This window comes from Tenacibaculum discolor (genome assembly GCF_003664185.1).
Lineage (GTDB): Bacteria > Bacteroidota > Bacteroidia > Flavobacteriales > Flavobacteriaceae > Polaribacter > Polaribacter discolor.
Genome location: NZ_RCCS01000004.1, coordinates 121,650 through 146,703, shown reverse-complemented (window position 1 = coordinate 146,703; position 25,054 = coordinate 121,650). Strand labels below are relative to the sequence as shown.

Here is a 25,054-nt window from a genome sequence, read left to right as displayed (position 1 = left end):
ATAGCTTACTTATTTTAAAATTACTTTTTTAGAAACCTCTCCTAAATTAGAATTTAGTTTTACAATGTATACTCCGGTAGCTACACTAGGGATACTTACTTTACTAACTCCGTTAGAAATTATGTTTCGATTTATAATTTCTTTACCTAAGATTGAATATACAGCTATATTCGCTTCTGTTTGTAAACCAGTAATGGTTATTTCATTATTAGAAGAGCTGTAAATGCTAATATTATCTAAAGAAGGTTCAATGATTGATGTTGGTTTTTTTGAATCTTTATACAAGTAAAATTGCCCAATACCGTTGGAATCTTTATTAAGAGTAGCAGTATAGTTTTCTTCAGATAAATTGGTAAATTCTCCAGTATTTTTATCTTCTAAATAGATGTTTAAACCATCAGGTAACTGTAATTTTTTTATAGAAAAGGTTAACTTGCTACCTGCTTTGGCAGTGATACCCACTGGTATTGCTAAGGTATTATCTTTAGGTAACGTTTGAATTGCTAAGTTTTCACCTTCGTTTTCAGTAATAAGTTGTGTAAAAACAGAAAAATTATGATCTACACCACTAAACATTTTTGAATCATATCCATAATCAAAACCAGTAGATTTACCTTCAATATAAAACACACTTGTAGAATATGAATTTTCTCCATTACTAACCTGTAACTCAAAATTAGTTTTAGGTTCTTGTTTCATAAAAGTATCAGAACCTTGGTGACTCTGGTTTGATGTAAAAAATATAACATTACTATTTGAATTAGCTTCTACGAAAAAACCTTGTGAAGGAGCTATTTCTATTGGGTTAGCATTGTTATGTGTTATGTACTTAGTACCATCCCAAAGCCAAAAAGTTGCATTATTAATTACAGGGTTACTTCCAGCCAAAGTAGCTGAATTTATATAATTAGTATATGGATTACCTAATAAGTTATAGTTAGTCCTGGTACCAGTGCCTATTGGAACTCCATAATTAGTTGTAACCAAGTTTCCAGTAATCGAAACATCACCAGGAGCAGCAAGTTTTATAGAAAAACCATAGCCAGGTATTGTACTTCCAGTTAAAATAGGGGTAGCATACGACCAAGGACTAGCTCCATTGTTATCATATGAACCAATACCTAAATTACTTCCAGATCCACTAGCAAATGTATGATTAGCAATAATATCTTCCAGTGTTTCTCCAGAAACAGCAGGGCCAAATAAGTGCCAATTAGTGTCAGCTATATTTCTTTTATAAGTAACACTTGCAGTAACACTTGAAGTTGCAATTAATGATGCTCCAGAATTAATAGTGATACTGTTCACAGTAATTGGAGATGAAATTGTTGGGTAGTTTGTTGCACCAGAAGGAATTACAACATCTGCATTTGTTGGAGGAGTTACACTAGGACTCCAGTTTGATGCTGTATTCCAATCGTTATTCATAGACCCTGTCCAAGTAACGGTTTCTATACCAACAAGAACATTGGTGGTACTACCTACACTGTTTAATGTCAAAACAGCATCGTTAGAAGCGGCATCTTTTAACGTCCCTCCATTTGCAGCTAATGTACCAACAGCTATACCATCAGTATCTGAATCACCTGATTGTACTGTGTATCTAAAAACTAAGGCATTTGTCCCACTTCCACTTTGGTAAGCTGCTTGACGCGTAGTGGCTCCAATAGTGATAGCTATTTGAGGAGTTCCCCCTGTAGTATTTACAGTTATATTCTCATCAAAATTTACAGTAAAGTCCAAGTTTTGACCTGTGAGATAATTACTGTTTATAGGAACACTAACACTTGTAACAGTTGGAGAAATAGCATCTACTAAAACAGAGGCTGTAGAACCTACACTATTTAAAGTTAGGTTAGCATCGTTAGAAGCAGCATCTTTTAAAGTACCTCCATTTGCAGCTAATGTACCAACAGTAATACCGTCGGTATCTAAATCGCCAGATTGTAAGGTATATCTAAAAACTAAGGCAGTTGTTCCACTTCCACTTAGGTAAGTTGCTTGACGCGTAGTTGCTCCAATAGTAATAGCTATTTGGGGAGTTCCTCCAGTGGTGTTAACAGTAACATTTTCATTAAAGTTAACGGTAAAATCTAAATTTTGTCCTGCACTATAGGTGCCATTAGCGGGTACACTAACATTTGTTACCGTTGGAGCAACAGCATCTACTAAAACACCAGTGGTACTACCTACACTGTTTAATGTCAAAACAGCATCGTTAGAAGCGGCATCTTTTAATGTTCCTCCATTTGCAGCTAATGTACCAACAGCTATACCATCAGTATCTGAATCACCTGATTGTACTGTGTATCTAAAAACTAAGGCACTAGTTCCGCTTCCGCTTTGGTAAACTGCTTGACGCGTAGTTGCTCCAATAGTGATAGCTATTTGAGGAGTTCCCCCTGTAGTATTTACAGTTATATTCTCATCAAAATTTACAGTAAAGTCCAAGTTTTGACCTGTAAGATAATTACCGTTTGCAGGAACACTAACACTTGTTACAGTTGGAGCAGCAGCATCTACTAAAACAGCGGTTGTAGAACCTATACTATTTAAAGTTAGGTTTGCATCTTTTCCTCCAGCATCTTTTAAAGTGCTTCCATTTGCAGCTAACGAACCAACAGCAATACCGTCAGTATCAAGATCTCCTGTAAGAACAGTATGTCTAAAAACTAAAGCACTTGTTCCGCTACCGCTAATATAAGTTGCTTGGCGTGTGGTAGCTCCGATAGTAATAGCTATTTGCGGTATTCCTCCTGTAGTATTTACAGTTATATTTTCATCAAAGTTTACGGTAAAATCTAAATTTTCCCCTGTTACATAAGTGGCATTGGCAGGTACACTTACACTAGAAACAGTAGGTGCAACTGCATTTGAAATTACAGTTGTAGTGTTATCCGTATCATCAGTGGTACCATCATTAATAACTACTGTAAAAGTGGTTGTTTCTGAAGTAGCTGTTCTGTTGTCAGTTGGGTTGAAAGATAAAGCTCTTAGTTTTGACTGTAAATCAGCAGGAGTGGTACTCACAATGGTATAAGGACCAGTACCAGAAAGACCTGTACCTGTTAATATTCCTTTTGCATTATTATCTAAAGTGATAGTTGCTGATAAGTTATCTCCATCAGCATCTGTAGTTGTGATGCTTGAAAAAGGAGAAAGAGCACTAGTGTCATTTACACTTTGACCAGCGGTTGTTCCACCAATTACTGGAGCTGTATTTGAAACAGCAGATGTAATTACCATACTATCTATAGAGAAGCCTCCAAAAAATTCAGTATCAGGTGTGATAATTAATTCATCAATATCAGAAAATGAACCAGTTGTAGGAGATGAAAAATCAATGCTGATAGCGGAATTATGAGTAGGTGATACCAAGACAAGCGTACCAACTGTGGCGCCATCTTTTTTACCAGTGAATGTAAAGTTAAGAGTACTAGCACCTATAGATTGCTGATAAGCAAATTGCATAGATGTTATGCCGATTTCTCCTCCACTATCTGTTGACAGCGTTCCAGAACTAATTGAGGCGGCACCATTTCCAGCCCATGCTAGTACCGCATCAGAAGCTCCACCAATAGCGTCAGTACCTACTGCGTTTCCACTTGTAGCAAAAGCAAGAGTGATATTATCGCTAGATGAAGCTCCTGAAGCACAAGACATATCAAAACTATTCAAAAGAGAATTAACAGATTGATCTACGCTAGGGTTGGCATCGTCTGCTAAAATTACCGTAGATGAACCAAATTCCATAGTACTAGGTGTTTGAGCTCTTAATTGGTTGTTTGTAAACAATAGTACAAAATAAACAATTGCATTCAATAAGAGTTTGAAGTAATAATGTTTCATTTTATTTAGTATATGATTGGTTAAATAATTAAAGCTATTTTATAGATAAAACTCTAATGGTTTTCACTAGAGTTTTATTTTATTAATTGAATTACAGTAAATTAGTTAATTTCTAGAAGGAAAAATACCTACTAAAGCAATAATATAATTAACAGCTAAATAAGGCTGTACATTAGTATGTGGTAGGTTTCCACCTGTATTAAGTATATTCAAACCAGCATTAGCACTAATAGTTTGCCCATTGACAGTATTGTTAGCTGGCCCATAAGCATTTACAGGTGTTGCACCAATACCAGACCCAAAACTTGCGCCAGCAGGGACATCTCCTGCTTGAGGAGTGCTACGAATACCAGCATCTGTACTTAATTGAATATGTTGGTCAGCAGCTGTATTGTTTTGAGTTGCATGATTATGACTTGGCATTTGAGTAATGTTTAAGGTAACTGTTTCTACCCCTCCTCTTTGACCTAATCTATAATCAGATAAACCAGGTCCCTGTCTAGGACCTATTGGGGCTCTACCTCTTAAATCAGGTAAAGCAAAAGTTGTTCTCCCGTCCCCACCATAAGTGGTTCCTAAAATTGAAAATAAAGCAGTGTTTTGTGCAATTGATAATAATTGGCCATCGCAAAATGCCCAACCTCTTGGAGCGAAGTTTCCTCCGAACATAACAATTTCTCCGATAAATGGATCCATAAATAATAAAGTTTAGTAGTTAATGTTTAGAACAACAATTTAGTAAAAAAAAACAATATGCTTGGTGTAACTGTTTAATTATTTGTTGATTACAGTGTTGGTGCAAACTTGTGAAATTACTAAATGTTGAATATTTGTTTTCTAAAATCAAATTTAAAAACAAACTAAGCTAAACTTTAATTCTATTGTTTAAGCGTATTTTATTAAGATGTGAGCGTATGCTTTTGTGGCATATTCGTTAATGGGGTAAGCTTAGTTTTTTCTCCAGAAGAAAGGAGTCAATAAAATTAATACGGTAAATAGTTCTAAACGGCCAATTAACATTAAAAAAGAACAAAACCATTTTGCGCCTGCTGATAAATGATTAAAATTATCTACAGGACTAACGCTACCTATGGCAGGTCCAATGTTTCCTAATGAAGAAGCACATGCACCTAAAGCAGACTTTATGTCTAAACCTAAAAGAGCGAGAGCTACAGTACCTATTATAAAAATCAGCATGTAGAGTACAAAAAACGAAAGTATGTTAAATATAATGGTCTGGTTTACAGCTTTACCATCATAACGAACAGGTATTATTGCATTTGGGTGTAACGATTTTTTAAATTCAAGAAAGCTATTTTTTAGCATGATTATATGCCGAACAACTTTTACACCTCCTGATGTAGACCCCGCTGATCCTCCTAAGAAAAATAAAGAGAAAAATATAGCAGTGACAAAAAAGCTCCACATAGTAAAATCAGCAGTAACAAAACCAGTTGTTGTTACTACAGAAATAACAGAGAATAAAGAATGTCTTATAGCACTTTCTATTCCTCCCCATACTTTAGGGTGTTCTATACTGGTTTGTAGGTTTGGGTCCTGAAAGAAGATAATCATTAAAGCTACTATGGTTGATATTCCAATAATTCCGAAGAAATAGTATTTGAATTCTTCACTTTGTATAACCTTTCTAACTTTTCCTTTTAAAGCAAAGTATGTAAGTACAAAGTTGGTTCCTGCAATAAACATAAAGAAAATGATTATGTATTGAATTAAAGGAGTCCCATTCCAATGAGCTACACTAGCATTTTTGGTAGAAAAACCACCAGTACTTACGGTTGCCATTGCATGATTAATAGCATCAAACCAAGTCATACCAGCTACTTTTAGTAGTAAAAATTCAACAGCAGTTAATAATACATAAATTAACCATAAACGTTTTGCAGTATCAGTAATTCTTGGGTGTAATTTATCTGCTGAAGGTCCAGGAGCTTCTGCCATAAAAAGTTGCATTCCTCCAATACCTAATAAAGGTAAAATAGCTATGGTAAGTACAATAATTCCCATACCACCAATCCAATGAGTACAGCTCCGCCAAAATAAAATACCTTTTGGCATTGATTCAATATCTGTTAAAATAGATGATCCTGTTGTTGAGTATCCTGAAATAGTTTCAAAAAAGGCATTGGTAACATTTGGAATACTTTCTGTGAGTAAATAAGGAAGCATTCCTGTAAATGATAAGATAAGCCATCCTAAAGTAACAATAAGGTATCCTTCTTTTTTATGTATGTTTTTATTATCAGGTTTGTTAAAAAAAAATAACAAAGACCCAATTGCAATAGTAATAATACCAGCATTTAATATTCCTAACTTTGCTGAATCATCGTAATAAAAACTTAGGGGTAGAGCAAGCCACATAAATAACCCGTTAAGGATGGCTGTAACTCCTAAAAATCGATAAACTAATTTAAGGTTGAGATTTTCCATTATTTGAATAAATCTTCTACAGTATTTATGGCTTCAGGTAAACAAAAAACTATGGCTTTATCGCCGCTTTGCATCTGAAAATCACCAAAAGACATTAATGCTTCTCCGTTTCTAATTACACCACCAATAATAGCCTCTCTAGGAAAACGTAATTCTCTAATTATTTTTTGAGTTACTTTAGCACCAGGATGTACTTCAAATTCAAAAACTTCAGCATCAACATTATGTAGATTGGCTAAAGCTACAATTTCTCCTTTTCTAATATGACGGAAAATATTACTTGCAGCAATTAACTTTTTATTAATTAAGGTATCAATACCAATAGTTTGAGAAATATTGATGTAATCCATGTTCTCCACTAAAGCTACTGTTTTTTTTACACCTTTAGATTTTGCTACTAAACAAGACATGATATTAGTTTCAGAGTCTCCCGTAACAGCTACAAAAGCATCCATTTCTCTAATACTTTCTTCCTCTAATAATTCTAAATCTCTACCATCACCATAAATGACTAATGTATTACGTAGGTCTTCAGCAAGTTGTAAAGCTTTATCTTTATCTTTTTCTATTAGCTTTACTTTAAAATTATCTTTACAAAGCTTTCTCGCTGTTTTTCTTCCAACACGGCTTCCTCCTAAAATCATCACATTTGTAATGTCGATATATTCTTTTCCGATGATAGGATATAGTTTATCAATACTGTATTTAGGAACAGAGAAATATACTTGATCGTTTATTTTATACTCAGTATCTCCACGAGGAATAATTGTTTGAGAAGTTCCTTCACGTTTTATAGCAATGGTAATAAAGTCTACTAAACAAAACTTTTCTTTAGTTTCCTTAACTGTTAGATCAAGAATAGGAGATTTATACCCAAGAGTTGTACCCATTATATTGAAAACCCCATTTTCAAAGGCAACTGTATCATTAAAAGAAGATTGGTTAAGTAGTGATTTAATTTCTTCAGCAGCTAATTCTTCTGGAGAAATCATAAAGTCTACACCATAGTCTTTAAAGTTGATACAAGGGTTGTTTAAGAATTCAGGGTTACTAATTCGAGCAATTGTTTTCTTTACACCCAATGCTTTACCTATTACAGAAATAGTAAAGTTTGTATTAGGGCTTTCAGTTACTGCTAATAATAAATCTGCAGAGCTTACACCTATTTCTTTCAATAGTTTTATAGAGGTAGCGTCTCCTTTTTTGGTAATAACATCTAAATGATTATTTAGATATTCTAATTTTTCACCATCAAAATCGACTACATATGTGTCTTGTGCTTCGTAAGAAAGGAGTTTAGCCAAATGAAAACCAACGTCTCCAGCCCCGGCTATAATAATCTTCATATTAAAAATTAAAAAAGATAGGAGGCAAAGATACTGTGCTTCTTTTGGTTGTGCAAAAAATGAATTATATTTATAAATCTATAAGAAAAAGTAATTAAAAACTCATAGTCAAACGACCAAATTTATAAACGAAGAGTTTTGTAAGGCTGTGAAAAAGAAAACAAATATGAATAAGATTTCTATTAAATCATGGGCATTAGATGATAGGCCAAGAGAAAAACTAATGTCTAAAGGAAAAACAGTATTATCTGATGCTGAGTTAGTCGCTATTTTAATAGGTTCTGGAAACAGAGATGAAAGTGCAGTTGCTTTAGCTAAAAGAATATTACTATCAGTAAATAATGATCTAAATACACTGGCAAAATTATCGGTAGAGGAGTTGATGAAATTTAAAGGAATAGGAGAGGCAAAAGCGATATCGGTAGTAACTGCTTTAGAATTTGGAAAAAGAAGACAATTTGAAGATAGAGCAAGTGTATCCAAAATAAAGAGTTCTAAAGATGTAGCAAAAATTATGCAACCACTTATAGGTGATTTGCAGTACGAAGAGTTTTGGGTATTGTATCTTAATAACTCAAATAAAGTATTAGCAAAACATCAGTTAAGTAAAGGTGGCTTTACAGCTACATTGGTAGATGTAAGATTGTTATATAAAAGAGCCTTAGAACTTTCTGCAGTAGGAATAATTGTTTGTCATAATCATCCTTCAGGAAAATTATCACCAAGTAAATCAGATGTTGATATAACTGAGAAAATTAAACAAGCAGGCGTTACTTTAGATATTAAATTATTAGATCACTTAATAGTTACTGAAAAAGCTTATTTTAGCTTTGCAGATGAAGGAATTTTATAATCGTTTTACGATTCTAGTTAATGTTTATGATACTTATTTACACCCACAAAGTTACTCCGAGAGTACGTTATATTTTCAAACACATTTTTACTCGTATTTTACAAGTTCAAATTGATTTTACAGGTAAAGTAGAAGAGTTTGTAGCTTATAATGGGCCTAAGTTTTCATATACAAATGTCCCTTTAGGAAAAGAATTCTTTGTACAGAGTAATGAGTTGTTGTTTCAGCAAGGAATAAAAGATGTAGAGGTAGTTATTCAAAAATGGGATGAAATTCCTTGTTTCTTTTCAAATGTTGAAGCTTCTGAAATTCCGTTTGATATTTTTGCTGCTAGCTTCTTCTTAGTTTCAAGGTATGAAGAATATTTACCACATATAAAAGATAAGCATGGACGTTTTACGGCAAGTGAAAGTATAGCTTATAAAAATGGTTTTTTAGAGAAACCCTTGGTTGATATTTGGTCCTATAAATTTTTGGAGACTTTGAAACAAAAATTCCCTGATTTTGAAAATACAACAAGAAAATTTGAATATATATCTACAATTGATGTTGACAATGCTTATGCATATAAGTATAAAAGTTTTATAAGAACCATTGGAGGTTTCTTAAAGGATGCTTCTCAATTCAAGGTTTTTACTATTTGGGATAGGTTTGCTGTACTTTTTAATATTAAAAAAGATCCTTTTGATACATTTGAAAAAGCTATTGAATTAAAGAAAACCCATAATGTAAGAACCATATTTTTCTTTTTAATAGGTGATTATACTACATTTGATACCAACGTGTCAGTTTCAAAAAGAAAATTCAAATTATTAATAAAAGATATGGTTGATTATGCTCGTGTTGGATTACATCCGTCATATTACACGATGAATGATTCCCTAATGTTGAAAAAAGAAAAAGAACGTTTGGAGGCGATAACGAATATGCCTATTAAACGATCAAGACAACATTATTTACGAGTGTCCTTACCGGAAACCTATCAACAGTTAATAGATTTAGAAATAGAAGAGGATTACTCTATGGGGTATGCAACGCATGTGGGGTTCCGTGCAAGTACTTGTACACCTTTTTACTTTTACGATTTAGATTTTGAAATTCAAACACCCTTAAAAATATTTCCTTTTACTTTGATGGATACAACGTTAAACGATTATATGAAGTTGACACCAAAGCAATCTTTAGGGAAAATTAGAGATTTAAAAAATGAAGTAAAGGCAGTAAATGGTACTTTAATAACAGTGTTTCATAATGAAAGTTTGAGTAATTATTTAAGATGGAGAGGATGGAATAGATTATATAACTCAATGCTTAAAATAGTAGGAAATGTTTAGAGAAGAAATGGGAATAAAGCATTTGTTTTTTGATTTAGATCACACGTTATGGGATTTTGATAGAAATTCTAAATTAACCTTTCAACAAATTTTCGAAGAACAAAAAATTAATATACCAATACATGACTTTTTAGAAGCGTATATTCCTGTGAATTTAAGATACTGGAAACTCTATAGGGAAGATAAAGTAGAAAAATCAGCACTAAGATATCATAGGTTAAAAGAAACATTTGATAGTTTAGAGTATAGAGTTTCTGATAATTTAATTAATCTAATATCTGAAGATTACATTCGTTATTTACCTAATTTCAACTATCTGTTCGATGATGCTATTGAGGTTTTACAGTATTTAGAGAAAAAGTATCATTTACATATTATTACAAACGGTTTTGAAGAAGTACAAAATTTGAAATTAGAAAAATCAGGAATTCATACTTTTTTTAGAGAAATAATTACATCTGAATGTGTCGGAGTTAAAAAGCCAAACCCTAAAGTTTTTGAATTCGCATTAGGCAAAGCAGGAGCAAAGGCACATCAATCGGTTATGATTGGAGATAGTTATGAGGCAGATGTGATGGGGGCGATAAATTCTGGTATGAGAGCTATTCACTTTTCACAAGAAAATAAAGGTGCTGAAGGACAACGAGTAACTACCTTGGTAGAGTTAAAAAAATATTTATAGTTTTAAAGATACATTTAATAAAAAACAACAAAAAATGAAAAAAACACTTTTTATAGCGTTATTTATAACAACAGCAAGTTTTGCGCAAAAAGCAATTAATAATTATAAGTACGTTATAGTTCCAACTAAGTTTGATTTTGTAAAAGAAAAAGATAAGTATCAAACAAGTTCATTAACAAAATTCTTATTTAATAAGTACGGTTTTAAAGCTTTTTTAGAAGATGAAAAATTACCAGAAGAGACTGAAAACAATAGATGTTTGGTTTTAACAGGGGTAGTTAAAGATGATTCTGGGTTGTTTACAACAAAAAGTATTGTAGAATTAAGAGACTGTTATAATAAGGTGGTGTTTACTTCGCAAGTAGGAAGAAGTAAAGAAAAAGAATATAAAAAAGCGTATCATGAAGCCATTCGTAATGCTTTTAAATCGATTGAAGCTTTAAAGTATAAATATGTTCCGTTACAAGAAGGTGTTGTAACTAAAGCCCAAGAAGTACCAGCGGTAACTGTCGTGCCAACTGTAGTTGAAAGCAAAATAGCTGAGGTTATTAAAAAACCAGCCAATACTAAAGAACAATTATTTGCACAGCCTGTAGCTAGTGGATTTCAATTAGTAAACATGAAACCAGAGGTTGTTTTTCAAGTATTAAAAACCAATGTAGAGGGCGTTTTTATCATCAAAAATAAAAATGGAATTCTATATAAAAACAGAAACTCTTGGTTTGCTGAATACTATACTAATGATGGCAAAATAATTGAAGAATATCAAGTGAAGTTTTAATTGTTTCTTTATTAGATGTTTAATAATGGCTAATATAAAAAGGCTAAAACCAATTACTAAACAAGTATAATATAAATAGCTCCTTTCTTTTTTAAGACTATTGAAGAAGGGAGTATTATTCCAGATAATAAATACAAATGAACAGGTTTAAAATTTTGTTAAATTCATAGGTTTTAATAGTTGTATTTGTCTTTCCAGCGTTGTTTTAATAACTCTCTAAATTGATTTTCACGAGCATTATTTCCAGGTTCGTACAATTTAGTATTTTTTATTTCATCAGGTAAAAATTCTTGGTTCACAAAATTACCCGCATAGTTGTGCGAGTACTGATACTCTTTTCCGTAGTCTAAATCTTTCATTAGTTTAGTAGGAGCATTTCTTAAGTGAAGAGGAACAGACAAATCTCCTGTAGTTTTTACCAAGTTTTGAGCTTCGCCAATCGCCATATAAGAAGCATTACTTTTAGCTGAATTAGCTAAATAAACAGCACATTGACTTAAAATAATCCTAGATTCTGGATAACCAATAACTGAAACAGCTTGAAACGTATTATTAGCTAGAATCAAAGCCGTAGGATTTGCATTGCCAATATCTTCAGAAGCTGCAATTAACATTCTTCTAGCAATAAATTTCACATCTTCACCTCCTTCAATCATTCGTGCCAACCAGTATACAGCAGCATTGGGGTCACTACCTCTTATAGATTTTATAAAGGCAGAAACAATATCGTAATGTTGTTCGCCAGTCTTATCATAACGAACAGTATTTTTTTGAATTTTAGATAACACTAATTCATTAGTAACCTCAATTTCATCATCAGCAGCGACCAATAACTCAAAAATATTCAGAAGTTTTCTGGCATCACCACCAGAAACCTGAAGAAGTGCGTCGGTTTCCTTTAAATTGATTTTTTTTTGAGAAATGATTTCATCTTTTTCCATAGCTCTATGTAAAAGAGCAATCAAGTCATTTTTATCAAAAGAATTTAATATATAAACTTGGCATCGAGAGAGTAGGGCAGGTATAACTTCAAAACTTGGATTCTCAGTAGTTGCACCAACCAAAGTTACCCAACCTTTTTCAACAGCACCTAATAAAGAATCTTGTTGTGATTTACTAAATCGGTGAATTTCATCAATAAATAAAATTGGATTTTTCTGAGTAAATAGTCCCCCGCTTTTTTTAGCTTTTTCAATAACTTCACGAACATCTTTTACTCCTGAGCTAATAGCGCTTAAAGTATAGAAAGGACGTCCAGATTCATTAGCAATAATATTTGCTAAAGTAGTTTTACCAATTCCTGGAGGACCCCATAAAATTAAGGAAGGAATAATTCCTTGTTTAATATGATTAGTTAAAATGCCATTTTCACCCACCAAATGTTGTTGACTAATATAGTCACCTAAACTTTGTGGACGAATTCTTTCTGCCAAAGGTTGATTCATAATGTAAAAATAGCAAAGATTTATGACAGAAGTTCATAAATACTACTTTGGATTTATTTTTGTTATTTTCAGCATTATGAAAACTGAACAACAACTAAAATTTTCTCCGACTGTCTTTACAATTCCACTTCTATTTGTATTTGTAATATGGTTTGTATACTGGTTGGAAATAAAATTTGGATGGAATTTTAACAAGTTAGGTGTGTATCCAAGAAATTTTAGTGGTTTAAAAGGGGTTTTTTGCTCTCCTTTCATTCATAGTGATACTAATCATCTTTTTAATAATTCTGTTCCGTTATTTGTACTCTCTGCGTGTATTTTTTATTTTTATAAAGAAGTAGCAGTAAAAGTTTTGTTGTATGGAGGAGTTATAACTGGATTATTAACTTGGATAATTGCTCGTGAGTCATATCACATTGGTGCAAGTGGAATTGTATATTTACTTTTTAGTTTTGTGCTTTTTAGTGGGATAATAAAAAAGAATTATAGATTAGTAGCTGTTTCATTTATTACTATTTTTTTATATGGAAGTATGGTTTGGTATGTATTACCTATTAAAGAAGGTATGTCTTGGGAAGGTCATTTATCAGGTTTAATCACTGGAATAATATTGGCTTTGTTATATAGAAATAAAGGAATAGTTAAGGAAAGATTTGAATTTTCCAAAACAGAATTTGATGATATGTTTGATGAAGATGGGAACTATGTTCCACCAATTGTTGAAGAAGAAGAGATTGAGTTAAAGGAAATAAAGTACCGTTATATTTATAAAAAAGAAGAGGAATAAAAAATCCCGCTATTAAGCAGGATTTTTAAATTTTATAAACGTTGTCTTACGGCTTCGTATAAAAATGCGCCACATGCAACCGATACATTAAGAGATTCAATTTCTCCCAGTAATGGTAATTTAGCTTTGTAATCGACCATTTTTAAAACAGAGTTACTTACTCCTTTGTGTTCTGACCCCATAACAATTGCAATAGGTTGATTAAAATCAATATCAAAAACCGAATCTTCAGTTTTTTCAGTAGCAGCAGCTAATTTAATATCAGCAGCTTTTAGTTGAAAAATAGCATCTTTTATATGATCTACTTTACAAATAGGTACTTTAAAAGCAGCTCCAGCTGAAGTTTTGATAGTTTCAGCATTTACAGGAGCACTGCCACTTTTTTGAATAATAATTCCATTTACACCAGTACATTCTGCAGTTCTAATAATAGCTCCAAAGTTTCTTACGTCTGATACTTGATCAAGTAATAGGAATAAAGGAGTATTGTCTGATTCTAATGTTTCTTCAATTAAGCTTTCTAAATCATAAAAGTCAATAGGAGAGATCTTAGCAACAGCACCTTGATGGTTATTATGTTTAGATAAACGGTCTAATTTCTCTGTAGGAACTACACTAGTTGAAATCTTATTTTTTTTCAAGAGCTTATCTAATTGAAAAAATAAGTCTCCTCTTAAGCCTTTCTGAAGGTATACTTTATTAATAGAAGCTCCACTTTCTATAGCTTCAATAATGGCTCTAATACCAAAAATGTTTGTGTTTTGTTCCATGTTGCAAATGTAGTTGATTTTATGGTATAAAAAAACCACCTCATATGAGGTGGTTTAAATAATTAATTATTTCTAAGAGCATATCTTATAACTCAAACCACATTTTATCATAATATTTAGGGTTTGTAGTTGGGGCATTTGAATTAGCAGATAATTCACTGTCTGGATAAGGATAACGTTTAAAAATACCACCAGCTGGAGCACCATTAGGAATGGTAAGGTTAGGAAGTTTAGTTCTTCTACTTTGTACCCAACCTTCAAGAGATCTATCCATTAAATCTATCCATTGTTGTGTGTGTATCTCTTCTAATGCTTCTTCTTGAGTTAATGTACTAATATCAACTAATTCATTGTTAACATAGTCATCAGCATCAGAATCACTCACACCATAATATTTTAGGGATTCTTTAACTCCATTTTTAAAATTAGTATTGGCAGCAGATAAATCCATAGCAACTCCAAGACCTCTAGCATATATTTCAGCTTTGAAAAGTAATACTTCCTGATAGCTCATAATTAAATCTGGAGCATCAGCTTTCCACAGGTTTTCTAAACTAATTGTAGAAGCTGTTTGTGTAGCTTCAGTAGCTGTTGCTAGAGCTTCAAAATTCCCACCATCATTGGATTTAAAATAAAAAGGTATTCTTGGGTCATTACGAGTTTCCATGAAGTCAAAAACATTTTTATTTGCAAAAATCCATGGATTTTCACCACTAGCATATCTTTTAAATAACTTAAATTTAGGATTTTCAGCATTAGTTTCGTCAAAAAATGGCATTTCAACATTATCAGCTGCTGAAGATAATAAATCTTGATTAATCATAGTTGCTATATCAGAAGATTTGGCAGGTACTTTATCTACCATAGTCATCAATATTTTTAATTTCAGAGACTTAGCATATTTAACCCACTTATTCATGTCCCCCTTAAAGTATGCGTCATTACTTACTATTTTTAAAGGGTTAGCTACTTCAATTTGGTTAATAGCTTCATCTAATAATTCAATTAAATCATTTAAAACTTGCTCTTGCGGGTCAAATTTTGGGTTTGGAAAATCAGGGTTCCAAGCTTCTCTATATGGAACATCTCCATAAATCATAGTCACTTCGTACATTGTATTAGCCAAAACAATCTTGCATTGAGCTGCAGCATTGTTATTGATAGGTGAAGCTGATTCAGCTTTGTCAATAGCTAATTTTAAATTGTTAGCACCATTTACAAAATAAAATCTCCAAGTATTACCTATTGAAAAAGGGCTAATATCATAACGATCTTCTCCATATCCCCAGCCTGAGTTTCCTCCGGTGGCTAGTGATTGATTTGCAAAACCAACAGGGAGAAATAAATCTCCACCAGTTCTAGCTCCTGACCAAGCTAATGTAGAATATCCAAATAAAAATTCAGGTTGAATATTTGTAGCTTGGTTAGGGTTCTCATTAATTTTTACTAAATCATCATTGTTACATGAACTAATGAAAAATGTTGTAAAAACTAACAAAAGACATATTGTTATATTTTTTGTTCTCATTTTTTATTTTTTAAAAAGTTAATTTAACATTAAATCCTACTGACTTTATAGAAGGAACACTAGCAAATTCAACTGTAGCAGCAGGACCACCAGTACCAAAAAAGTTTACTTCAGGATCTATATGTGGAACATGGTCTTGAATAATCCATAAATTTCTAGCCTCTACACCAAACCTTATACCTGTAAAAAATTTATCTTCTAAAAATTTAGACGGTAAAGAATATGATAATGCTACTTCTCTTAGTTTTATATAAGAAGCATCAAAAATATTCCCTTCCGTATTAGACGTAGCGCTTTCGTTACCCCAATACTCTTCCTGGTTTTGAACAGGGGTAGTATTTTCTTCGTATGTAACAGTTCCATCTGGAGCTGTTACTTCATTAACTCCAGCATCTACAAAAGACTCACCTCTATTGGTTAAAGTTTCATAGGCTAAACCAGAACTACGTAATGATGCACTTGTCCCAGAGAAAAGAGTTCCTCCTTCTTTAATATCAACTAAAAAGCTAAGGTTAAAACCTTTATAATTAAATGAGTTATTAATACCCATTGTCCAATCAGGAGCAGTATTACCTAACCTTTGATTAGCTACAACTTCTTTTAAACCAGTAGCTTTATTTATAATATATTCACCTTCATCATTTCTTTTAAAAGCAGTACCATAAAGACCGAACTCTTCACCTGGAGAAGCTTTTATAGTTAAACCAGACCAACCACTTTGAAGTTGAAACTCCTGTAAACCTTCAGCTAAACTTTCAACTTTTTGTTTATTCTTGTTAAAAGTTACACCTATGTCCCATTTTAAATCTGTATTTAATGTTTTTAAAGGAGAGATGTTTAAATCTAATTCAATACCTGAATTGTTAACAGAGCCTGCGTTAACAGATTTTCTAAAGAAACCAGTACTTAAAGGAACATCAACTGCTATTAATTGATCTTCAGTGTCTGAATTGTAATATGTGAATTTTAAGTCTACTATGTTTCTAAATAATCTTAAATCTAAACCAACCTCGTATTCTTTTTTTCTTTGAGGTTTAAGGTTAGCGTTCGGAAGAGTTCTAGGAGCTTGAAATCCAATAATTCCTCCTTGAGGTATATTGTTACTAAGTGAGTATTGAACAAAATAACTGGTAGCAGGAGCAAAACCAAAATCTAAGCTATAAGGAGCTGCATCAGAACCTACTTCAGCGTAACCTCCTCTAATTTTACCAAAATTGATTATATCATTTTTTTCAAAAAGCTCAGTAAAAACTATTGCACCATTTACTGATGGATAAAAATAAGAATTATTTTCTTTAGGCAAAGTTGAACTCCAATCATTTCTTCCAGTAATATTTAAAAAATAAGTATTCTTATAATCAAGGTTTATATCTGTGTAGATACCATGAAGTTTTCTTCTACTTTTAAAATCAGTGGCAACTTGTTTCTCGGTATTAGCCAAACTATAAAGTCCAGGTACAATTATACTAGTTGCTTCAACAGTTGTTCTGTTATATTGAGTTTGATATAAGTTATGACCTAAAATAGCACTAACAGATATACCATTGTCAAAGCTATTATTATAGCTTAAATATACATCATTGTTAATGATTTGATTATAATAATCCCAATTAGTAAACTGACCATTTAAATTACCTAGTGTACCTTTAGCATAAAGCTTTTGTCTATTTTCATTGTAAAAATCAGTACCAATTCGATCAACAATTTTTAAATTATCAGTTATATTGTAATTAAATTCAGCACTAGCAATAATACGATCAAGTTTAGTAGAAAAAGGGTTTTTATTTAAAACCCAGTATGGGTTATTAGTTCTTTCTGTTAACCCAATTTGTGCACCTGTTTCATCTATATAGTTATTGGCTAAATCATCAAAAGAAACTGTTCTTGAGATACCCAATATACTTGGAATTATTACATTTGAATCATTTGACCCTTGTTGAGTTCTTCCTCTAGATCCTGAGTGGATGTAGTTTACATTAACTCTAGTTGAAAATTTTTCATTAAATATCCTTCCGTAATTAACAGAATAGTTGTTTTTCTTATAGCTACTCCTAGGAACAATACCTTCTACGTCAGTATTTGTATAAGAGGCTCTAAAATCAGATTTCTCATCCCCTCCAGATATAGCTATTGTGTTAATTTTAGTGATACCAGTTTGGAAAAAGTTTTTAACATTGTTAGGTTTAGCACTTAAAGTTACTTGGTCACCTTTAAAGTCTTCAAAGGTTTGGTCTTGGACATCAGAAATTTTAGGACCCCATCCATTTACACGATCTTTATCGTACGTTCCTCCAGTACCTTGGGCATATTCATTTTGATATTTTGGTAATTTCAGAGGTGAATCTGTTCTAAGTGAAGAATTAATTTCTACGCTAATACCAGAATTCCTTTTTCCTTTTTTTGTAGTTATAACTATAGCTCCATTCTTAGCACGGGCACCATATAAAGCACTAGCTGAAGCACCTTTAAGAACGGAAATACTTTCAATATCATCAGGATTTAAGTCACCAGCTCTGTTACCTCCATCTACTCCTCCAGCAATACCATCTGCATTAATAGATTGGTTACTAATAGGCATACCGTCAATAACAAATATTGGTTGATTGTCACCAGAAAGAGAAGTTGCTCCCCTAACAATTATAGAGGCACTTCCACCAGGAGTACCAGATTGTTGGGTTATTTTTAAACCAGATACTTTACCAGATAAAGCATTAATAGGACTTGAACTTCTAGCTACAGTTAATGATTCGGCTTTAACTTTACCAATAGAAACACCTAAACCTTTTTCTTTCTTAGAAATACCTAAAGCCGTAACAACTACTTCTTCTAGAACGTTATCAGATTCTAATAATACATTTATTTGATTAGAAGATCCGATTGTTCTTTCGGCTGTTTTCATACCAACAAAACTAAAAACTAAAATATCACCACTCTTAGCTTGAATAGAGTAGTTTCCATCAAAGTCAGTTTCAGTACCTTGAGTAGTACCTTTCTTTAAAATTGTAACTCCAGGCAATGGACCAGTCTCATCAGAAACGGTACCTGAAATTGTTTTTTCTTGTGCAAAGGATATTTGCACAATTAACGCTAGAAATAGCGTTAAAATTCCATTAAACTTTGTTCTCATTATGTAATTATTTGAATTAATTAGCTGCTAAAATCTTAAATATATCTTAAATAAACAATTTTTTAACATAAAAAACTTAAGATTTTATTGATGATTTATCTATGTAAGAGTTTTTAGAGGGGTAGTTTGTTTTAGTTAAATTTTATGATATAGTGAATACGGGTTAGCAACCAATATAAGATCAAGTTTGATAGAAGAGGGGAGAGGGAGATTATTTTTTTAAGAAAAATAATAATTTTGTGACTAATGTTTTTATAAGACTTATAGAAAGATTGTAAAGGATTTAAATATAAAAATAACAAATTGTTATGCAGAGTTAAATTCATAGATGTTATAGGTTTTCAATTAACTTTTTCAAATGTTGAGTTTTTTTTGTGTTCAGTTTTTTATGTTCTCCTTTTTTATACTCAATATTTAAAATTGATAGAACTTTTCTTTTTGATTTAGGTATTTTTATAATTTTTTTGTCTTTGATAAGGTAGTTAGAATTTCTATTAACAATTTTATTTTCCATAATACCTAATGATTCTTTAGAGTTCGTGATTTTTTTTTCTATTCTGTAGAGCTTTGCTAGGGTTATGTTTTTGTTTTGAATAATCTCTTGATAATAATTATTATTTGTATCGGTATAGAGAGTATCATTTATTGGTTTAAAAACTTTATTGTCAAAACTAATTTGATTTATGGCTTGTTTTTTTAAATAAATATAGTCTTTTTCATCTAATTTAATTTCAAATCTTTTGTCGAATAAATTGTAATTACAGTCAGGAAAAGTGTAGGACTTGTTTTTCTTAGTGATTACATTGCATTTTTTCCACTTCTGACTTAGGTAATATGTTCCGTGTACATTTTTTCCAAATTCATTGTTAAATTTCATGTCAATTTTAGCCATAGCAAAATGATCCATATTGTTGTTGAATATGTTATTCGCATGCTTAGGTACTTTAGATCCTGAAAATTGAGAAAAAATAGTATTAGTAGAAAAAGTTATAAGTAGTAATAATTTTATTTTCATTTTCATTGTTTTTTTTAATGTGTTGGTTATAAGTTTTTATGTAGAAAAAGCTGCCAGCTAAAAACTGACAGCTTTAGATTAAATTTTAGTTTATATCCCAAAAAATCTTTGTAGTCTTTTCGTCTCCTCCAATATTAGAAGAAGCGCTTTCGTAATTTGTTCCATTAAGAGTAGACTCAGAAGTAGGGTATAAAAAACGAGTTGGTATTTGTTCCGGGTTAGCAACAGGTAGGTTATTTAGGGTTGGTTTGTCAAGCAACCTCCAAGTTGTCCATCCTTCAAAACCATTGTTGTATAGTGCTAACCACTTTTGAGTTGCAATCTTCTCTTTCCAGTCACCAGTTGCAGTAGTGTAGTCAACATGGCTCATGGTTAAATAAGAGTCAACACCATCTATTTCCCATTCGTCAAAAGAAGCTCTAACACCTTCGTTGTAATGAGTTTCTGCATCACCACCTACGCTGTACCCACCTCTAGCAGATGCTTCAGCTAATAGAAATCTAACTTCAGCAGCTGAAATAATTGTACCCTTTAAATCTGGAACTCTTAATATATCTCCTAATTGAGTATGTCCACTGTGACTGTTAGCTGTTCCATAAGTACCTCCTTCAAACAATTGATTTTGGTTGTTGTATGCGTCAGAGTAAGAAAAAGTAGCAACTATATTGTCATCTGAATCAGTTATTTCTAATTCTTCTGGAACTACTTTATTTGTCCTGAAATATACAAACATTCTAGGGTCTGTATTTGTAAAAGAATCTGGGTCTATGTATTCTACTTCATCATCTTCATCAATATCACCATCACCATCTAAATCAGAAGAATTGTAGATTAAGTATTCTCTAGGTTGCATTTTGTTTACTAAAGTGTTAGCGGCAACAAAATCATTACGTCCACTCTGTACTAAGCTAACGTATAGAGGGTTAGTGTTAGGTGATGCTCCTAAATAGTTGATGGAGAAGTTGTCGTTATTGTCAAGAATTAAATCAGTTGAGGCTAAATTGGCATATTGTACAGATTCAGTAGGGTTAGAGTCTGCTACTCTCATTGCCATTCTTAACATCAATGAATTAGCTGCTTTTTTCCACTTAGAAATATCTCCGTTATAAATAAAATCATCAAAACCAAAGTTTCCATTTGTATCAATAGTTTGAATAGCTTTTGATAGTCTATCTAACAAATCTAAATAAATTGTTTCAGCATCATCGTATTTTGGGGTTGGGTTGTCTGGGTCAAGTGCTTCTGTATATGGCACATCTCCAAAAGTATCTACTAAGATGCTATATGCGTAAACTGTAGTAAACTCTATGATTGCTAATTGATTTTCTTTGTTAGGGTTGTCAACTGAATTTTTTACAGAAGTCTTAGCCCCATCTAGATCTTTTAAAACATCTCTGTAAAGAGTGTTCCATATTGATCCTCCGATATTTCTTCCTGTTTGATTAAATTGACTTTCATCTGGGTAAGTTGTTTGTGCCCAGTATTGAGCATATAGTCTGAAGACGTTGTCATTAACGCTACATGAGTTCATTAAATCGAACATGTTCCTAGTACCATTGGCGAAAAGAGTTGCTCCGGATACTTGACTCGGGTTTTTCTTATCAATATTTAAATCTTCGTCAACACACGAAATCATTAAAAATGTTGATATTAATAATAAAAATATTTTTTTCATAATCTTTTAAAATTCTAAATTAACATTAAGACCAACTGTTTTTACAGTAGGGTATGATCCAGATAAGTATCCTTGTGCATTACCTGCTCCTAATCCTGATTCTGGGTCAGCAAAAGGTACATTTTTGTCTATTATCCATAAATTTCTACCTACTAAAGATATTGTTACATCTGATACTGCAGAATTTTGAAGCCAAGTTTTAGGGAAGTTGTACTTAAGACTTAGCTCTCTTAGTTTAATATATGAAGCATCGTATACAGTAAGAGCAGCTGGGTTTCTACTTGAGTTACCCCAGTAGAAAGCTCCTGCGTATGTATCGGCTGGAGCACGAGTTGTATTAGGTTGTCCATCCTCTGTAACACCAGGGTTAAGAATACCTCCACTATCTGGTCCTGATGTAACAGGATCTCTCACAGGGTTTCCTAAATCGTTAAGTGCTGCAGTGTAAGTTGGTAAACCAGTACCTTGACCATAATGAAGGTCTAAAGAGTATACATCACCTCCTTCTTGAATATCAATCAAAAAGCTTAAGGATAAATTTTTGTAAGAAAGAGTGTTTGTAATACCTGCATTCCAATCAGGATTAGCGTCTCCTATAATTTGGTTAGCTTGAGCTTTGTAGTATCCATTACTGTCAACTACTTTATTGCCGTTATCGTCGTATACAAATCCAGTTCCTCTAATCGTTCCATAAGGCTGGCCTTTAGTAGCATTAATAGTAACACCACCTTGGAATGAGGCAAGTTGGATGTTTTCTACATCTGCATATAATTCTTTAACTAAGTTATCATTCTTAGACCAATTAATAGTAGTGTTCCACTTGAAGTCGTTGGTTTTAATTATTTTTCCATCAAGACTAACTTCAAAACCTTTGTTTTGAATGGTACCAGCATTAACCCATCTACTAGTAAAGCCTGTAGCGGCTGTAGTAGTAACTGGCATTAATTGGTTTTCAGTGTCTTTTTTGTACCAAGAAAGGTTTAAGCCTAATCGGTTACTTAAAAATCTGGTTTCGATACCAAGTTCTATTTCTTTAGTTCTTTCAGGTACTAGGTTTTCATTCTTCTTTGTGCCGTCAAAAGAACTTAACGCTACGCTACCAAAATGATCTATCACAGAATACGTGTCATAAACATTATTAGCAGGTAAGTCGTTACCTACTTCTGCATAACCAGCTCTAAATTTACCGTAGTTAAGCCAGTCTGCATTTATTAATTCAGAGAAAATAAAACTACCACTAACTGCATAGTAATTATAGCTATTGTTGTCGCTAGGTAGAGAAGATGATACGTCATACCTATCTGTAAGTTCAATAAAAAGTTTATTGTCATAGCCTAAAGTAGCTTGAGCGTAATATCCATTAACTTGTTTTTCAGCTAGGCGTTCTACAGGCAAGTTAACAGGGAGAACAGAGTTTCTTAAAGAGTACACCCCAGGGTTGGCTAGACCACCATTAGTTGAGGCTCTCCAATACTGATTTTTCTCTTTTCTAATGTTCATACCTAAGACACCATTTAAACTTAGTTTGTCAGATATGTCTTTGTTGAAGTTTAACATTAAGTCGTAATTGAACTCAGTAAAGTTAATTTGAGTTCTTTGGTAACCAGATCCTTGGTCTCCAACAGTCAATCCAAATTCAGTAGGAACAGATCCAACAGCTCTTCTGTCTTCACGAACTTCAGAATATGTGTCAACTGCAGCTTTAGCTGTTAAGTCTAACCAGTCGTTTATTTTGTATGTTGCAAATGCATTTCCAAAAAATCTATTTCTATTATCAGATTGGTAATTTTGATATCTAGTCCAATATGGATTGTCCCAGTATTGAGGTTTAAGAGGTGATCCTCCAACCGATCCTACGTGGTTCCAACTGTAATTTTTACCAGTCAGGTCGTAAATATACTTTTGATCTTTAATGTCAACATTTACTTGCCACCATTGTCTAAATTGAGCCATTAAGTTGTCTCCGTAACCTGTAGAGTTTCTACCTGTAACATCTTGATTAATAAAATTGGCATTAGCACCAGTAGATAGTCTATCGGAAACTTTTAAAGTTCCGTTAAAGTTAAAAGTGTTTTTGTCTAACTTAGAGTTAGGTAAGATACCTTTGTTTTGAAAGTTTGTATAACCTAGTCTGTAGCTTACTTTACCTTCGCTTCCAGAAATTGAGACAGAGTTGTTAATCTGATGTGAAGTTTCGAAGAAGTCAGCAGGTGTGTTTTTACCAGCAACATATGGAGTGGCTGTTTGAAAATTTGGATGTTCAGGAACAAAAGCGTCCCATTGGTACACTAGAGATCCATCTAGAGGAGCTCCAAATGAACCATCGTCGTAAGTAGGAACAGCTAAATCGCTTGTTCCGTCTCCGTTAACATCAATATCTTCAAAATATCCTGTACTACCATAATAAGGTCCATATCCAGCACCGTACTTGTCTTGGTATTTTAAAAAAGTAGACCTGTCTATTTTACCTAGAGTAATACCAGAAGAAACGTTAACTTTCATGTTTCCTTCTTTTCCTTTTTTTGTTGTAATGATTACAACACCATTGGCACCTCTAGATCCGTAAATAGCAGAGGCAGCAGCTCCTTTTAAAATATTGATAGATTCTACATCGTCAGGGTTAATGTCAGAAGCAGCATTACCATAATCAAAACCTCTTCTACCGTTTTTTTGGTTAGCGCTATTTTCTATTTGGTTAGAAATAGGTATACCGTCAACAATAAACAAAGGCTGGTTGTTTCCTGTTAGGGAGCTTACACCTCTAATTAAGAAATTGGAAGATCCTCCGAAGTTATTATTGGCTTTAATTTGGACACCGCTAATTTTACCAGATAATGAGTTAACAACGTTGTTGAGTTTAACAGTAGATACCTTGTCTCCTTTTATTTCTTGAGAGGCATAACCTAAACTCTTTTTAGCTCTTTTAATACCTAGGGATGTTACAACAACTTCGTCGAGTACATTGTCGCTACTCATAGAGATGTTAAAAGTGCTTGAAGGGCTTACTTTTTTTTCAATAGTTTTCATGCCTACAAAACTAAAAACAAGAATATCTCCAGTTTTTGCCTTAATAGAAAATTTTCCATCGAAGTCAGTTTCTACTCCAGTTGTGGTGCCTTTTATTAATACATTAACTCCAGGTAGCGGCCCTGTTCCATCGGAAACTGTACCTGAAATTGTTTTTTCTTGCGCAAAGGATATTTGCACAATCAACGCTAGAAATAGCGTTAAAATTCCATTAAACTTTGTTTTCATTATGTAATTATTTGAATTAATTGAGTCAAAAATCATAAATAAAACTTAAAAAAACAAGGTATTAGTTAAAATATTCTAAAAATATTAATGTATTTTTAGTTTATGTGTTTGTTTTTAAGTTAAAAATTATTGTTTTATTTTTTATTTTAAGGAATGTGT

Annotated in this window: 16 protein-coding genes; 5 read left to right on the top strand and 11 right to left on the bottom strand. The window is 32.5% G+C overall.

Translation table 11 applies throughout. From position 1 onward, the window contains the following. Positions 1–9: 9 nt before the first annotated feature. The 4 genes from C8N27_RS01150 to trkA form a co-directional block, all read right to left on the bottom strand. Positions 10–3,849 carry a T9SS type A sorting domain-containing protein gene (locus C8N27_RS01150; protein WP_121145864.1) on the bottom strand — a complete coding sequence of 1,280 codons (3,840 nt, stop codon included), beginning with the start codon at positions 3,847–3,849 and terminating at the stop codon, positions 10–12. A 105-nt stretch (positions 3,850–3,954) separates the two neighbouring features. Next, the gene (locus C8N27_RS01145; protein WP_099215286.1) at positions 3,955–4,545 is read right to left on the bottom strand and encodes a phage tail protein; all 591 of its coding nucleotides are present in this window, start codon (positions 4,543–4,545) and stop codon (positions 3,955–3,957) included. Positions 4,546–4,797: 252 nt separating this feature from the next. Beyond that, positions 4,798–6,297 (bottom strand): TrkH family potassium uptake protein, encoded by a 1,500-nt coding sequence (locus C8N27_RS01140; protein WP_099215287.1) that lies wholly within the window; start codon positions 6,295–6,297, stop codon positions 4,798–4,800. Then, positions 6,297–7,643, bottom strand: coding sequence for a Trk system potassium transporter TrkA (trkA, locus tag C8N27_RS01135; protein WP_099215288.1), 1,347 nt, complete (start codon positions 7,641–7,643; stop codon positions 6,297–6,299). Before trkA ends, C8N27_RS01140 begins: the two co-directional genes overlap by 1 nt. 166 nt (positions 7,644–7,809) lie before the next feature. On the opposite strand from trkA, the gene radC reads away from it, so the two are divergent. The 4 genes from radC to C8N27_RS01115 are packed head-to-tail and all read left to right on the top strand — an operon-like array spanning position 7,810 to position 11,293. Next, positions 7,810–8,496: a RadC family protein gene (gene radC, locus C8N27_RS01130; protein ID WP_121145862.1), complete on the top strand. Its 687-nt coding sequence runs from the start codon at positions 7,810–7,812 to the stop codon at positions 8,494–8,496. 26 nt (positions 8,497–8,522) lie between these two features. Continuing rightward, positions 8,523–9,830 carry a polysaccharide deacetylase family protein gene (locus C8N27_RS01125; protein WP_121145860.1) on the top strand — a complete coding sequence of 436 codons (1,308 nt, stop codon included), beginning with the start codon at positions 8,523–8,525 and terminating at the stop codon, positions 9,828–9,830. Beyond that, positions 9,823–10,512 carry a YjjG family noncanonical pyrimidine nucleotidase gene (locus C8N27_RS01120; protein WP_244174700.1) on the top strand — a complete coding sequence of 230 codons (690 nt, stop codon included), beginning with the start codon at positions 9,823–9,825 and terminating at the stop codon, positions 10,510–10,512. Before C8N27_RS01125 ends, C8N27_RS01120 begins: the two co-directional genes overlap by 8 nt. Positions 10,513–10,546: 34 nt before the next feature. Beyond that, complete coding sequence (locus C8N27_RS01115; protein ID WP_121145858.1) at positions 10,547–11,293, top strand: hypothetical protein; 747 nt, start codon at positions 10,547–10,549, stop codon at positions 11,291–11,293. Between the two features lie 173 nt (positions 11,294–11,466). On the opposite strand, the gene C8N27_RS01110 is transcribed toward C8N27_RS01115, so the two are convergent. Then, positions 11,467–12,738, bottom strand: a complete 1,272-nt coding sequence (locus C8N27_RS01110; protein WP_121145856.1) for a replication-associated recombination protein A — start codon at positions 12,736–12,738, stop codon at positions 11,467–11,469. A 22-nt stretch (positions 12,739–12,760) separates the two neighbouring features. On the opposite strand from C8N27_RS01110, the gene C8N27_RS01105 reads away from it, so the two are divergent. Beyond that, positions 12,761–13,525 carry a rhomboid family intramembrane serine protease gene (locus C8N27_RS01105; RefSeq protein ID WP_244174699.1) on the top strand — a complete coding sequence of 255 codons (765 nt, stop codon included), beginning with the start codon at positions 12,761–12,763 and terminating at the stop codon, positions 13,523–13,525. 32 nt (positions 13,526–13,557) lie between these two features. Here the strand turns inward: C8N27_RS01105 and rlmB are convergent, their stop codons facing one another. From rlmB to C8N27_RS01075, 6 genes are all read right to left on the bottom strand, one after another. Continuing rightward, a complete protein-coding gene (gene rlmB / locus C8N27_RS01100; RefSeq protein WP_121145852.1) occupies positions 13,558–14,295 on the bottom strand; it encodes a 23S rRNA (guanosine(2251)-2'-O)-methyltransferase RlmB in 738 nt (245 codons plus the stop codon). An 85-nt stretch (positions 14,296–14,380) separates the two neighbouring features. Continuing rightward, the gene (locus C8N27_RS01095) at positions 14,381–15,823 is read right to left on the bottom strand and encodes a SusD/RagB family nutrient-binding outer membrane lipoprotein (protein WP_121145849.1); all 1,443 of its coding nucleotides are present in this window, start codon (positions 15,821–15,823) and stop codon (positions 14,381–14,383) included. 10 nt (positions 15,824–15,833) lie between these two features. Further along, positions 15,834–18,950, bottom strand: a complete 3,117-nt coding sequence (locus tag C8N27_RS01090) for a SusC/RagA family TonB-linked outer membrane protein (protein ID WP_121145847.1) — start codon at positions 18,948–18,950, stop codon at positions 15,834–15,836. Positions 18,951–19,281: 331 nt separating this feature from the next. After that, the gene (locus C8N27_RS01085; protein WP_147431686.1) at positions 19,282–19,965 is read right to left on the bottom strand and encodes a hypothetical protein; all 684 of its coding nucleotides are present in this window, start codon (positions 19,963–19,965) and stop codon (positions 19,282–19,284) included. A gap of 85 nt (positions 19,966–20,050) precedes the next feature. After that, entirely contained in the window at positions 20,051–21,640 is a 1,590-nt protein-coding gene (locus C8N27_RS01080; protein WP_121145843.1) for a SusD/RagB family nutrient-binding outer membrane lipoprotein, read from the bottom strand. Between the two features lie 6 nt (positions 21,641–21,646). Beyond that, complete coding sequence (locus C8N27_RS01075) at positions 21,647–24,895, bottom strand: SusC/RagA family TonB-linked outer membrane protein (protein WP_121145841.1); 3,249 nt, start codon at positions 24,893–24,895, stop codon at positions 21,647–21,649. Between the last annotated feature and the right edge of the window lie 159 nt (positions 24,896–25,054).

Excerpts from the sequence above, each read along its gene's own strand:
- C8N27_RS01140 (WP_099215287.1), bottom strand. The coding sequence starts at position 6,297 with ATGGAAAATCTCAACCTTAAATTAGTTTATCGATTTTTAGGAGTTACA.
- C8N27_RS01150 (WP_121145864.1), bottom strand. The coding sequence starts at position 3,849 with ATGAAACATTATTACTTCAAACTCTTATTGAATGCAATTGTTTATTTT.
- C8N27_RS01115 (WP_121145858.1), top strand. The coding sequence starts at position 10,547 with ATGAAAAAAACACTTTTTATAGCGTTATTTATAACAACAGCAAGTTTT.
- C8N27_RS01145 (WP_099215286.1), bottom strand. The coding sequence starts at position 4,545 with ATGGATCCATTTATCGGAGAAATTGTTATGTTCGGAGGAAACTTCGCT.
- C8N27_RS01105 (WP_244174699.1), top strand. The coding sequence starts at position 12,761 with ATGACAGAAGTTCATAAATACTACTTTGGATTTATTTTTGTTATTTTC.
- C8N27_RS01080 (WP_121145843.1), bottom strand. The coding sequence starts at position 21,640 with ATGAAAAAAATATTTTTATTATTAATATCAACATTTTTAATGATTTCG.
- rlmB (WP_121145852.1), bottom strand. The coding sequence starts at position 14,295 with ATGGAACAAAACACAAACATTTTTGGTATTAGAGCCATTATTGAAGCT.
- C8N27_RS01090 (WP_121145847.1), bottom strand. The coding sequence starts at position 18,950 with ATGAGAACAAAGTTTAATGGAATTTTAACGCTATTTCTAGCGTTAATT.
- C8N27_RS01085 (WP_147431686.1), bottom strand. The coding sequence starts at position 19,965 with ATGAAAATAAAATTATTACTACTTATAACTTTTTCTACTAATACTATT.
- trkA (WP_099215288.1), bottom strand. The coding sequence starts at position 7,643 with ATGAAGATTATTATAGCCGGGGCTGGAGACGTTGGTTTTCATTTGGCT.
- C8N27_RS01075 (WP_121145841.1), bottom strand. The coding sequence starts at position 24,895 with ATGAAAACAAAGTTTAATGGAATTTTAACGCTATTTCTAGCGTTGATT.
- C8N27_RS01120 (WP_244174700.1), top strand. The coding sequence starts at position 9,823 with ATGTTTAGAGAAGAAATGGGAATAAAGCATTTGTTTTTTGATTTAGAT.
- C8N27_RS01110 (WP_121145856.1), bottom strand. The coding sequence starts at position 12,738 with ATGAATCAACCTTTGGCAGAAAGAATTCGTCCACAAAGTTTAGGTGAC.
- C8N27_RS01125 (WP_121145860.1), top strand. The coding sequence starts at position 8,523 with ATGATACTTATTTACACCCACAAAGTTACTCCGAGAGTACGTTATATT.
- radC (WP_121145862.1), top strand. The coding sequence starts at position 7,810 with ATGAATAAGATTTCTATTAAATCATGGGCATTAGATGATAGGCCAAGA.
- C8N27_RS01095 (WP_121145849.1), bottom strand. The coding sequence starts at position 15,823 with ATGAGAACAAAAAATATAACAATATGTCTTTTGTTAGTTTTTACAACA.